This is a genomic window from Bacillus sp. FJAT-22090 (assembly GCF_001278755.1).
Lineage (GTDB): Bacteria > Bacillota > Bacilli > Bacillales_A > Planococcaceae > Psychrobacillus.
Map to the genome: position 1 here is coordinate 2432237 of NZ_CP012601.1, position 12335 is coordinate 2444571.

Genomic DNA, 12335 nt, shown 5'->3' on the forward strand with positions numbered 1-12335 from the left:
CATTTTTATATTAATTGTATTCGTGCACATTTTCTTGAACTAATGCATTTTACTGTAAACGTTCATTTTCTGATTGAAATCCTCTAAAGCTCCTTCATTTTTGGACGCCCCTTTTTCTTAAGAATTAGGGAGTCTACACTTTCATTTCTATAATTTATTCACTATTTTCTAATTGTACTTTGAAGGTAAATAGAACTGTACAGCATTCTCTAAAGAAGATAACGTATTCTCATTCATATAATTGAGGATGTTTAAGCTTATCTTCAAAAGTGTAACTTGTATAGCTCTTCTTAAAAGCTTTTAGCTCATATTGATATTTTTTTTATCCAAAAATCAATCGTTTCAGTATTAGATATATTAAGATATTGCAATAGGATTAAGAATTTCTTTACCATTTTCGTATCGAGAAATGACCTCTAACTTTTGTTCATTCGCAAATTTAGCCAAAAAAAGTCACCTCCAATTGTTAATTTTGTGTCTAGCAATTGGGGTGCAGTTCAAGATCCTTCTAACGGCTTTCCTATATAATTTAATTTACATTCCTTAAACCCTGCATTACTTTGAACGATATAAAATCTAATATAGATTCTGCAATACTAATGTTATATAAGATTAATATAAAAACCTCTTAACCGTTAAACGATTAAGAGGCCTTTAACTTCGTGAAAATTCAATTCAATTTGAATTTTCACAACTATTTAAATGTTTATAAAACTTTTAATTAGTTTTTCACAAATACTTTTGAATCAATAGTAGTTAATTTATATTTTACATCATCTGTGTTTACTACGCCTGAAACGCTCTCAATGTTAAAGTATTTCGAAGCTGCTGTAGCATCAGTTTGGAAGTTAAAGTTTGCAGATGGTGCAATTTTTGTAATTTCTAGCTCTCCAGCAAGTGAATTAGATGTATGCTCAACTGATAAAGTAGCAGTTCTACCAAAACCGTCATTTACAACTATTGTTCCCTTACCGTTTTTAAAATCATGAGCAAACAAAGGATTGTTTAAGAAATCGAATGTTAAAGTATCACCAATACTTAAACCTGCAGTTGCATTATCATTCCAAGTAATTGTTGAAGCAGTAAATGCTCCTACTTTTAAGTATGCATGATCAAATCCACCAGCAGTAATTACATCATCAACTTTTTGACCTTTACCAACTTGTACTGCATATAATTTATTAATTTCATCTTGAGTTAAGTTAGATGCTTGAACAACCCAAGTACCATTTGAAGAAACAACAGCATCTCCAACTAATACATCATCAGCTGTTGCTAAATCAGAAGTATCTGATACTGCTGTTGAAATATCAAGACCAGTGTCTGTTTCTTTATAAATAAACACTTTTGCTCCCGCTTCACCTTCACCAGTTAAACGGTAAGTTGTTCCATCATAAGAAATAGCTTTTGAAGGAGTAGTAATTTCGATATCTGCATTAGCATCAACATCATCAGTAATTGTCCAAACTGAGCTATTAACTTTATTATCTTGGTAATCTGCATAATACTCATCATTTTTAGATAATCTTGTTTTAAATACATCAAGTGTTACTATTTTACCTTCAATAATGAATGTATCATTGCTATCAAAGTTATATTTAATGCCATTTAAAACAGCATAATTATTTGTCTTATCGACGAAATCATAGTCAGCAGTTCCAAAAGTTCCAGCCGGAACAGTTCCAGTTGCACCTAACTCGTAGAAATAAGTCAAGCCACCTTTAACAGTTTTAGAAGTGTCTTCTAAGTTTGTGAATACAGGATAAACTGCAGATGTATCTGCTCCTCCAGAAATAACTATTGTTACTTTTCCATCAGTTCCTGCATAGATTTTTGGTAGAACAGCAGCTGCTGCATATCCAACTCCATCTACGTTACTGATGAAAGCTGTTCCAGCATAGTCTGATCCGTCAGCATTTTTCAATTCAATACCAACTTCTCCAGTGTAGTTAGCTTTATCAGCATTTTTAAGAGATACTGTGTAAGTTCTTGTATTAGTTGTTTCAAGACGTGCTGTATCAGCAGCATCAACAACTGTTGAACCATCTGCAGGATTAGCCGCTACAGTAAATGTTTTACCAGTAGCTACACCTTGGTAAGATAAAGCGTAAGTTTTTCCAGCTGCTTGATCAGTTGTTTTTAAAGTAACTGTTTTTTGGTCAGCTGCAATAGTAGCAGATTGTACTAAAAGACCATTATCAAATGTAAATTGTCCAGCTGCTAGTAATGCATCAGGAGTTTTAGAGAATTTTACAGTAACTGTGTTTTTATCAACACGTGCAACTGAAAGAACTTGTAGAGGCATAGCAGTTGCTACATCATCAACTGATTTTTGTAAAGAAGTTTCCCATTTAAGAACATTAGCGTCAAGAATTGCTTGAGCATCTGTTAAGTTTTGAGACGCTTCTTCTAATTTACCAGCTTTAGAGTTTGCTGCAGCTGATTTAGCAAGCATATTAACAGTAACTTCGTTTTTAACTGAAGCTACTAGTTTTTCGATAGCTGGTTTTACTTCGTTACGGATGCCGTCACGAGTAGATTGACCATATACGCGGTCTAGAAGAGCCGCTTGTTTACGGTATTCACCAGTTGCTTTGTGGTATGCAGTTTCTACTTTTTCGATGTCGTCAGATTTAATAGCAGCATCTAAGCTAGCTGTTAATTCAGCAATTTTTACACTTGAAGTGATTGCATCGATGTAAGCTCCAGCGCGTTTAACTTGTAATTTTGGTTCAACAAGTTTAGCTGTTACGCTTAATTTTTCAGATGCTGAAAGTTTAGCAGCTGCTGCTTCTGCTGCAGCGATTGCTTTTTTCGCAGCGTTGTATTGAGCGTATGGTTGTGTTTTGTAGTCAGCAGAACCTTCTACTGAGATAGCCCATTTTAATACTGTACCTGCGTTTTGTGCGTCTGTTACTAATTGGTTTACATTAGTTGCTGCGTCTGCTTGTTGTGCTGGCGCTGCTGCAACGAATGCTGAAGCTGCTACTGCAGTTGAAGCTGCAATTTTGATAGCTTTTTTCTTCATAAACTTGTGATCTCCCTTCGCTTGTGTGTTGCAATTTTTTTTAGCGTGTAACATCGGTCGCTTGATCGCGTCCAATATCGTCACCCTAACTAATATATAAGTTTACAAAACTCATATACTAAAATCAACTAAAATCTTCAAAGATTACCAGTTTTTTATAAGGATGACTGTATGAAAGCACCAAGGACAACATCACATATTCCATATTACAGTAATATTACCAATCACGCTAGTCTTTTTTTATGAATATTTCTTACTATTTTTATTTTTATAGATTTTACTTAAAATTTCTTTAATACAACTATTTAAAATTTATTTTAATTTTATTTAATTTAATGCGTGCAATTTTAAAATTATGTGTTATGATTTACTGTATAGAAGGTTACTTATAGATGTGTAACGCCGTAAACTTGTTTGTACATTCATTAGTGTGCAGCCTTCTACTTCCTTCGTTTTATCGCTCAAGAAAAGAAGCATCTGAACATCGGATGCTTCTTTTCTTATTTTATAAGGGTTTTGGTCTATTGGCCAAAACCCCTTTTTTTGTTTAGAGAGGTAATTCTACTATCTAGATCTATTCAAAATGAAAAATACTGGAACACATTTGACCTACTAGTTCTAGTTTATATTTCACACTTTCATATGTTTGTTTATTTTAATGTAGGTAAAAAGATTTCGGAGTCATAAATTTGACATTAATTTTATTACATCTATGTTACGACCCCCACACCTTTTTAACACTGCTGTAATATAAAAAATGAAGAATCTTCCTATTGAAAACGATTTCGAAATAGATTTGTAAAGAAACTGAAAGTAGAGAAAAGAAAAAACCACTAGAAATTTCTAGTGGTTTAGGACTTTTGATAGGAAATCCTGGGCACGTTGCGTATCCGGATTGGTAAAGAATTTGGAAGGTGCTGCACGCTCGACGATTTTACCATCAGCCATAAAGACGATCTCGTCACAGATTTCTTTAGCGAAGCCCATTTCGTGCGTTACAACTACCATGGTCATGCCGTCTTTTGCTAGTTTTCGGATTGCATCGAGCACTTCGGTTACCATTTCTGGGTCAAGTGCAGATGTTGGTTCGTCAAATAGCATGACGTGTGGATCCATTGCTAGGGCACGTGCGATAGCTACGCGCTGTTGCTGACCACCTGAAAGCCTGCTAGGGTAGGCATCGAATTTATCTGCAAGACCAAGAGATGTCAGTAGTTCTTTCCCTCTCGCTTCAGCAGCTTCTTTGCTCATTCCTTTTACTTTAAGTGGTGCCATTGTTACGTTTTCTAATGCAGTTAAAAACGGAAAAAGGTTAAAGCTTTGGAATACGAAGCCGATGTTCGTTCGAGCTGCGTTAATATCCGTTTTTTTACTGTGAATGGATACTCCATCGACCGTGATTTCTCCATCGTCGATTGGCTCTAGAGCATTAATGGTACGGATTAGTGTAGACTTACCCGCTCCACTTGGTCCGATGAGTGCGACTACATTCGATTTTGGCACTTCGAGCGAGACGTCGGTTAGGACGTGGTGATCGCCGAAGCTTTTATTGACATTTTTGATTGATATCATGATGATACACCCTCCCTACCGTTATGCTTCACTCTTCAGTAATCGTTTTTCGAAATATCGAATGATTAATGATAAGCTGAATGTCATGATGAAATAGATTAGTGCAACAAATGTCCACACTTCAATAGAACGGAAAGATGTTGCCACTAGGTTTTTCGCGTTAAGCGTTAAGTCTGTTGCCGCTATTACGGATACAAGAGATGAGTCTTTTATTAGCATAATAAATTGAGATGCTAAAGGTGGTAATACTCTTCTAAATGCTTGTGGCAAAATAATATGTGTCATTGCCTTTGTATGGGACATACCAAGAGAACGCGCTGCTTCCATCTGTCCTCTTGGAACACCTTGAATCCCTGAGCGCACGATTTCCGCGATAAACGCACCGGCAAATATTGCAAGTCCGATGATCGCTCCCCAATATGAACCAAGTTTATAGTATTGTCCGAGTACAAAGTAAATCCACATAAGTAATACAAGCAGTGGAACCCCACGAATAATTTCTACATATATAGAAGAAATCAATTGTATAATCTTATTTTTTGAGATACGTCCCAATCCAAATAAAATACCTATCGGTATAGCTATAAGAATTGCTAGTAAGGAAATTTCTAATGTTTTTAGTGCACCGTCAATAAAGACATCCATATTGCGCGGTATAACACTCCAGTCGTATATCATAGCTGTTCCTCCCCTAAGCTGCTAGAGTGTTCTATTCGTCTACAACTTCACTTAGCCAGTCAGACGTTTCAAACCATTTATTACGAGAAGCTAGTTCTGCAGGACTTCCAATGTAACTGTTTAGGAATGAGTTAACCCATTGAACTGTTTCAAAATCATTTTTCTTCAGAGCAATCCCTAAGTTCTCAGATGAGATTAAACCTTCTAATTGACGAACTTGGTCTCCATTTTGTAATTTCCAAACTGCAATAGCAGGCTCATCATATACTACTGCATCTGCTTTACCTTGTGCCATTGCTGCTGCTGCTGATGGGAATTCTTCGAAATCTAATACTTCAGCGTTTTTAAATACATCTTTTGCAAGTAGTGCTCCAGTTGTTCCGATACCTACAGCAATTTTTTTACCTTTTACATCAAGCTCTTGCCAAGTTTTTGTTGCTGTATCCGATGTAGGAAGCATAACTGCTTGACCAGTTTGGAAGTATGGGTCTGAAAAGCTAACTGCTAAAGCGCGATCCCCACGAATAGTCATACCAGCAAAAACCATGTCTACTTCTCCCGCTTGAAGTGCTGGAATTAAACCATCAAATGTAAATTGTTTGTATTCAACTTTAATATCTTTTCCAAGTGCTGCTCCAAGTGCGTTCGCAGTATCTACGTCATACCCAACGAAGTCTCCATTCGGATCTTTCATATCGAATGGGAAATATCCTGGTGACATCCCAATAATTAATTTTTTGTCTTTTAATGCCTTTTGAATTGTCGAATTTTCTGTTGAAACTCCGCCTCCTGAATCATTACTACATCCCGCGATAATTAAAACGGTAATCATAAGTAGTGCTGCTAACCATTTTTTCATAACTTTTACCCCCATATATATTTTCTTCAGATCCCCTATTAAGCTACTGAATTATTAAAAGTATAAGTTATTAATATTCACGTGTCTACATAAAAAATAATTTGGTATAATATTTTTATTATTGCATCTATTGGAAGAAAGATGCAAAATAGTATATATATATTCTTTATATTAAGAGTTTATTAGGTTTGTTAGTGTTTTATTACAAAATTGATTAGCATGTTTAATTATTCTGCTAATTGAATATTTATTCAAAGGGGTGTTTTTTTGGAATTTCCAAAAGAAGAAGTTGGTAAACGAATTAGATATTTACGGAGATTGCAAGGACTCACATCGGACGAGCTTGCGAAACTTGCCGGAGTAAGTCAAAGCATGATTTCTCAAATAGAACGCGGACAGGTGTCCCCATCGCTTGAGACCCTCTGGAAATTGAGTCATAGCTTGAACGTACCAGTGTTTTCTTTTTTTGAAACAGAGGAAACAAACGCCGTAACGATTTCCCGTGCAGGAGAAGCGAAGAACATTAAACGTGTACGCCCCAATGTGAGCTATGAACTGTTGTCGCCAAGCTCTGGTAAGCAGATGAGTTTTTTCAAGATGATTGTGGAGCCTGGAGAAGATTTAGAAACTCCACTTTTGTATCATTCTGGCGAAGAATGTGGAATTATGCTAACTGGAAGTTTACGTATTGAGGTAGAAGGTGAGATACATACGATTCACGAAGGTGATAGTATTTATTTTGACAGCTCACTTCCGCACAGGTTTACGAATGTTGGGGATGAGAATGCCGTGGCTATTTGGGCGATGACGCATAGTTTTTAAAGGTGGATGGGAGGCTTCTCGCTTAGGCGGGGGCTTTTTTTGTTAGAAAAAAGCTCTCTGATTGAATCAAAGAGCTTTTTGATATTTATGACAACCATCCATGTAAAGCGCCCAGTAATGTAAAGATAACAAGGTGATCGCAAATTGCTATAAGTGTTGATTTTTTCGAAATCAAACCAAACAATGCATTTTTCACATAAACCATTTTGATGATAACTCCAATTATGAAACCAATTAGGGCTCCTTGAAGCAACGTTTCTGCACCGGTTGCGTTTATAAGAATCGCCATTAAAATAGAACTGATGAATGCAATGATGACCGAATAAATGTATTTTAACGGGCCTTCTGTTTGTTGCTCTTTCTTATTTCCTAATAAAATCGAATAATAGATTGTTCCATAGATCATATATAAAAGCCCGCCAATAATGATAGCTACATAGTTTAAATTACTCCAATCAATAGACATGATACTCCTCCTAGTTTATAAATCTTTCAATGCTTCTGTACGAACCAATTCCACAAATCCGTCTACTACTTTATCATTGCTTTTCTTTGGACCTAATTTAATAAACGTTTTCCCCATGAGGTTAATTCCTTCATTTTGCCCTGTATATATAAATCTTGTGGATTGTTCATCTACTTTGATGAGTGTATAAGCAGCTTGAATTTTAAAGGTTTTCGCAAGTGTAAATTCAATTTTGTTGTGTTTTTTTTGGTCCGTGTTTTCGTGCTCTATGTCCGTCACGATGTAAGTTTCGGTTCTTTTTCCTTCTTTGTATGTTTGTTCATAAGTGGAGCCTACAACTCCTTCTTTTATTTCTAAAGGTTTGTGTTCCACTATATTTGGCATAATTCTCTGGATGTTTTCTAACTGAAAGAGATTCCATACAGTCTCGATTGGTGCAGGGATGATGATTTCTTTTTTCCAAGTTAGCATTTGTTTACCCCGTTTCTAAAGTAGTAGTGTATAAGATTTGGTGCGATTTTCCTAAAGTGTATCATAGAAATTTGTTGAAGCAATAGGTTTGTCGCGTTCGCGAGGTTGTTTGTCGTGTTCATTGTGAAGTTTGTCTCGTTCAACCATATTTTAGGTAAATTAAAGGACCTGCCAAATTGGCAGGTCCTAGTTTGTGAATAGCGGTTCGCAGAGCGCTTTAATTCAAGGTGTATTATTTTAGTATAGAAGAAAGTATATTTACCGCTTGGTCAATTTCTTCCGATGAAACGGTAAGTGGTGGCAAGAGTCGAATGACGTTTGGTCCTGCTGCTACTAAAAGTAGTCCAGCTTTTTCAGCTTGAGCTATATATGGTACCGCTTCCTCTTTGCATACGATACCGAGCAATAATCCCGATCCCACTATTGGGTATTCAGGTAGCGCTACTTTTAGTTTAGCCAAAAAGTAGCTAGATTTTTCATTGACTTCATTTAAAAATTTTGAAGTAAAAACATTGTCTAGCACCGTTTGCGCTACTGCTACTGCTAATGGGTTGCCGCCGAATGTTGTACCATGTGTTCCAGGGCCGAAAGAGTCATGTAAAGCACTCGTTCCGAGCATTGCTCCGATTGGAAAGCCTCCTCCGAGTCCTTTTGCTAACGTCATAATGTCAGGCTTGAGTACAGTTTGCTCAAATGCATAGCGAGTTCCTGTGCGACCGATGCCTGTTTGCACTTCGTCGATTATTAATAATATTCCTTTGGATTTGCAAATGTCAGCGATTACTTGAGCGAATTCAGGCGTTACTTGGTTAACTCCACCCTCCCCTTGGATCACTTCAAGCATGATCGCCGCTACTTTGTCGTCGATAGCCGACTCCAGTTGCTCGATGTCATTGAACGGTACGGTTCGGAAAGTATCCAGCAAAGGTCCGAATCCATTTCGAACTTTGTCTTGGCCAGTAGCAGACATTGCACCAAATGTACGTCCATGGAATGATTTTTCGAATGTGATGATAACGTGTTTTCCTGTATGTTTGCGAGCAAGCTTAATTGCCGCTTCATTCGCTTCGGCTCCACTGTTACAGAAAAATGCGTGTGCTAAATGCGTATCTTTTACTAAGGTAGCAGCTAGCTGTTCCTGTCCAGGACTTTCGAATAAATTCGAAGTATGCCATAGTTTTTCACTTTGTTGTTGAATTGCTTCAACAATCGCTGGGTGTGCATGACCGAGACTTAGCACTGCGATGCCACTAGTAAAATCGAGATACTCTTTGCCTGTATCATCTACGATAAGTGTCCCTTTTCCTTGCACTAAGTGAACTGGTCGACGTGCATAATTTTGAAATAAAGAACTCACACTAGTACCTCCTGATGTAAAATGGTCGTTCCTTCTAGTTGCTCCCCGACAATTTGAACGGAAGGAATGCCTGCAGATAAACAATCGAGTGCTGCAGTCACTTTTGGAATCATTCCTCCGTAGATTTCTCCTGATGCGATCCATTCCGCAATTGCAGTGGAAGTTACAACTTGTTGCACTTCTCCATCAATTTTAATGCCAGGTGTATCTGTTACGAGTTGTAAACTTTCCGCTTTTATTGCGAGTGCTACTTTATTTGCTACTGTATCAGCATTAATGTTGAGTGGTGTGCCATTCTCGGTGCTGCCTATGCTCGAGATCACTGGTGTGATGCTGTTTGCTAGTAGTGTTTCTAGCACTGAGCAATTTACATTATTTATTTCTCCGACAAAGCCGTAAGTTTCTTTGTCTAATAGCGTACATTCTAATAAATTGCCATCATATCCGCTTAAACCAATTGCTACAATCCCGCTTTTATTCAACTGATGAACAAGTGTTGGATTGACTTGACCGACTAGGGTCGACTGGACAATTCCGATTGCTTCTTCAGATGTGACTCGAATGCCGTTTATAGTGGTTGACGTTATTTTGTTTTTTGCGAGTTCTTTATTAATTGCAGGGCCTCCGCCGTGGACGATGATTATCTCATTGCCAGCAGCTTGGAGCTTTTTGAAATTGGTGAAGAAGTTTTCATTTAACCCCTCCAGCATGCTTCCACCGAGTTTGATGACGATGCGTTTAGGAGCGATAGGTTGCGTTGATTTGGACGTAGTCATATGTCAAATCGCACCCCCATGCAGTTCCTTGGCCATCGCCTTGATGTATGTCCACGAAGATTTTTACTTCTGGTTGTTTTAAATAGACGATCAAGTCATCCTCTGAGAAAGCGACAGGTTCACCGTTTTCTACAACTTTTGAAGTCCCAATATGAATCGTGATTGCGTTAGGATCCAGGGTAGCTCCACTATAGCCAACTGCTGCGATTATTCGTCCCCAGTTCGCGTCGTTTCCGAACACAGCTGTTTTCACAAGTGGCGAACCGACAACTGTTTTAGCTATTTTGCGAGCTTCTGCATCAGTAATTGCTCCCTTTACTTCTACTTCAATCAGTTTTGTTGCACCTTCTCCATCTTTTGCAATCATTTTCGCCAATTCTTGGGACACGATGTGTAAGGTTTGCACGAAGTTTTCCCAATCAGGATGTTCTGGAGTAAGTGTTTCGTTTTCTGCCATTCCGTTTGCCATGACGATTACCATGTCATTAGTCGATGTATCGCCATCGACAGTAATAGCATTGAACGTCACGTCTGTAATCGATTTTAGTGCTGATTGCAAATGTTCGGATTCAATGTTTGCATCCGTTGTAATGAAACCAAGCATCGTCGCCATGTTAGGTTCAATCATACCGGAGCCTTTTGCAGTTCCAGCGACAATCACTTCTTTTCCATCAATCATTGTTTGATAGGAAGTGTTTTTCGTAACGGTGTCTGTCGTCATGATTGCTTGAGAGAAGGACATTGCCCCTTCTAACTCATCTACTGGATCCAATTGTTTGATTCCTTCTGTTACCGGATCCATTTTCATCAGTTCTCCGATGACGCCTGTTGATGCAACTCCAACTAGATTCAGATCGATCCCTAGCTTTTCGGCAGTTAGTTTTTGCATTGTATAGGCATCTGCCATTCCTTGCTTGCCTGTGCATGCGTTGGCATTACCGGCATTGACGATGATTGCTTGCATTTTACCTGTTTGGTACACCACATCTTTTGTAACAAGTAGTGGCGCCGCTTTAATAGCATTCGTTGTGAATACACCCGCAACGCTTGCTGGAACCTCGCTGACTAGCAGAGCAAGGTCTTTTTTCTTATGCTTAAGGCCGCAGTGAATGCCAGTCGCTTTAAATCCTTTTGGTGATGCTATATTTTTATATGAAATACGTTTCATTGCCATGGTGGTTATAGCCATTTATTTTATTCCTCCTAATCAGCGTTTACGCTGAACTAATTAATGTTAAATGAATAATGGGACGTGCTTGAGGCCAGTTGTTTGATCGAAGTTAAATTGAACGTTCATGTTTTGAATCGCTTGACCAGCAGCTCCTTTGACCAGATTGTCGATAACCGATACTACGGTCGCGCGGTTTGTACGCGGATCAACCTTGACGTGAATGTCGCAGAAATTGGAGCCATATACTTGATTTGTTCCGAATTTGTTAGTTTCTTTTATTATTCGAACGAAAGGATGGTTTGCGTAAGTTTCTTCTAATGTGTCGATTAGTTGTTTTTCTGTTGCACCTTCGTTTACGGGAGCATAGCTTGTTGAAAGAATTCCTCTTGTCATCGGTACTAGATGAGTAGTGAACGTGATTGTTGAATTTTGATTGGCAAAGAGGCTTATTGCTTGCTCGATTTCCGGGATATGTTGGTGTTGATGTAATTTGTATATGGCAGTATTTTCATTCGTTTCACTGTAATGTGTCATTTGCCCCGGCTTGTTACCCGCTCCAGATATTCCACTCTTCGCATCGATAATAAGATGTTTTACATCGATCAGGTTTTCTTTCAAGAGAGGAAGTAATGAGAGTAAAACCGCTGTCGGATAGCATCCTGGGTTAGCAACTATATCAGCTTGCTGAATGTTTGTTTCGTTCCATTCCGTCAGACCATATACACTTTTCTTAATAGCTTCAATAGGAGCTGGTATTTTTTTATACCATTGCTCATATTGCTTTGTATCCTTCAGACGGAAGTCACCAGATAAATCAATGAGCTTTGGACCTTCATCTATTAATGATGGAAGTAACTCGCTCGATACCCCTGAGGGAGTGCTCGTAAAAATCACATCATACTCTTTTAATCTATCAGGCTCTATTTTTAATAATGGCTGGTCATGAATATTCAACAAATGTGTATATTTATTCGAAAACACGTTTCCTTCATCTGAAGAAGTGAACAAATCCAGTGTCCCTATTTCAGGATGTGTATGCAGAAATCTAATTAACTCAAGCCCACCATAGCCAGTTGCACCAATAATTCCAACCTTCATTTTCTTCACCTCTTCAGTAAGTTAGAATCTATTATAA

At 38.0% G+C, this 12335-nt stretch carries 11 protein-coding genes; 1 reads left to right on the top strand and 10 read right to left on the bottom strand.

The features are described from left to right. Positions 1 to 721: 721 nt before the first annotated feature. From AM499_RS12185 to AM499_RS12200, 4 genes are all read right to left on the bottom strand, one after another. Positions 722 to 3028: a hypothetical protein gene (locus AM499_RS12185; RefSeq protein WP_053590471.1), complete on the bottom strand. Its 2307-nt coding sequence runs from the start codon at positions 3026 to 3028 to the stop codon at positions 722 to 724. Positions 3029 to 3871: 843 nt separating this feature from the next. Next, the gene (locus AM499_RS12190; RefSeq protein ID WP_053590472.1) at positions 3872 to 4600 is read right to left on the bottom strand and encodes an amino acid ABC transporter ATP-binding protein; all 729 of its coding nucleotides are present in this window, start codon (positions 4598 to 4600) and stop codon (positions 3872 to 3874) included. Between the two features lie 21 nt (positions 4601 to 4621). Then, positions 4622 to 5278, bottom strand: a complete 657-nt coding sequence (locus tag AM499_RS12195) for an amino acid ABC transporter permease (protein ID WP_053590473.1) — start codon at positions 5276 to 5278, stop codon at positions 4622 to 4624. Between the two features lie 31 nt (positions 5279 to 5309). Then, a complete protein-coding gene (locus AM499_RS12200; RefSeq protein WP_053590474.1) occupies positions 5310 to 6137 on the bottom strand; it encodes a transporter substrate-binding domain-containing protein in 828 nt (275 codons plus the stop codon). Between the two features lie 267 nt (positions 6138 to 6404). Here AM499_RS12200 and AM499_RS12205 point away from each other — a divergent pair, with 267 nt between their 5' ends. After that, complete coding sequence (locus tag AM499_RS12205; RefSeq protein WP_053590475.1) at positions 6405 to 6959, top strand: helix-turn-helix domain-containing protein; 555 nt, start codon at positions 6405 to 6407, stop codon at positions 6957 to 6959. An 85-nt stretch (positions 6960 to 7044) separates the two neighbouring features. Here the strand turns inward: AM499_RS12205 and AM499_RS12210 are convergent, their stop codons facing one another. The 6 genes from AM499_RS12210 to argC all read right to left on the bottom strand — a co-directional run bounded on the left by AM499_RS12210 (position 7045) and on the right by argC (position 12298). Beyond that, positions 7045 to 7425 carry a DUF1761 domain-containing protein gene (locus AM499_RS12210; protein ID WP_053590476.1) on the bottom strand — a complete coding sequence of 127 codons (381 nt, stop codon included), beginning with the start codon at positions 7423 to 7425 and terminating at the stop codon, positions 7045 to 7047. Between the two features lie 15 nt (positions 7426 to 7440). Beyond that, positions 7441 to 7896: an SRPBCC family protein gene (locus tag AM499_RS12215; RefSeq protein ID WP_053590477.1), complete on the bottom strand. Its 456-nt coding sequence runs from the start codon at positions 7894 to 7896 to the stop codon at positions 7441 to 7443. A gap of 232 nt (positions 7897 to 8128) precedes the next feature. Beyond that, positions 8129 to 9253 (bottom strand): acetylornithine transaminase, encoded by a 1125-nt coding sequence (locus tag AM499_RS12220; RefSeq protein WP_053590478.1) that lies wholly within the window; start codon positions 9251 to 9253, stop codon positions 8129 to 8131. Next, positions 9250 to 10029, bottom strand: a complete 780-nt coding sequence (gene argB, locus AM499_RS22040; protein WP_053590479.1) for an acetylglutamate kinase — start codon at positions 10027 to 10029, stop codon at positions 9250 to 9252. Before argB ends, AM499_RS12220 begins: the two co-directional genes overlap by 4 nt. After that, on the bottom strand, positions 9992 to 11218 hold the full coding sequence (gene argJ, locus AM499_RS12230; protein WP_053590480.1) for a bifunctional glutamate N-acetyltransferase/amino-acid acetyltransferase ArgJ: 1227 nt from the start codon (positions 11216 to 11218) through the stop codon (positions 9992 to 9994). The genes argB and argJ overlap by 38 nt, the downstream gene beginning before the upstream one ends. Before the next feature lie 45 nt (positions 11219 to 11263). Beyond that, the gene (gene argC, locus AM499_RS12235; protein WP_053590481.1) at positions 11264 to 12298 is read right to left on the bottom strand and encodes an N-acetyl-gamma-glutamyl-phosphate reductase; all 1035 of its coding nucleotides are present in this window, start codon (positions 12296 to 12298) and stop codon (positions 11264 to 11266) included. Positions 12299 to 12335 lie beyond the last annotated feature (37 nt).

What these genes read in the sequence shown, in the direction of transcription:
- argJ (WP_053590480.1), bottom strand. Translation starts at nt 11,218, where the DNA reads ATGGCTATAACCACCATGGCAATGAAACGTATTTCATATAAAAATATA.
- AM499_RS12190 (WP_053590472.1), bottom strand. Translation starts at nt 4,600, where the DNA reads ATGATATCAATCAAAAATGTCAATAAAAGCTTCGGCGATCACCACGTC.
- AM499_RS12210 (WP_053590476.1), bottom strand. Translation starts at nt 7,425, where the DNA reads ATGTCTATTGATTGGAGTAATTTAAACTATGTAGCTATCATTATTGGC.
- argB (WP_053590479.1), bottom strand. Translation starts at nt 10,029, where the DNA reads ATGACTACGTCCAAATCAACGCAACCTATCGCTCCTAAACGCATCGTC.
- AM499_RS12185 (WP_053590471.1), bottom strand. Translation starts at nt 3,028, where the DNA reads ATGAAGAAAAAAGCTATCAAAATTGCAGCTTCAACTGCAGTAGCAGCT.
- AM499_RS12195 (WP_053590473.1), bottom strand. Translation starts at nt 5,278, where the DNA reads ATGATATACGACTGGAGTGTTATACCGCGCAATATGGATGTCTTTATT.
- AM499_RS12200 (WP_053590474.1), bottom strand. Translation starts at nt 6,137, where the DNA reads ATGAAAAAATGGTTAGCAGCACTACTTATGATTACCGTTTTAATTATC.
- argC (WP_053590481.1), bottom strand. Translation starts at nt 12,298, where the DNA reads ATGAAGGTTGGAATTATTGGTGCAACTGGCTATGGTGGGCTTGAGTTA.
- AM499_RS12215 (WP_053590477.1), bottom strand. Translation starts at nt 7,896, where the DNA reads ATGCTAACTTGGAAAAAAGAAATCATCATCCCTGCACCAATCGAGACT.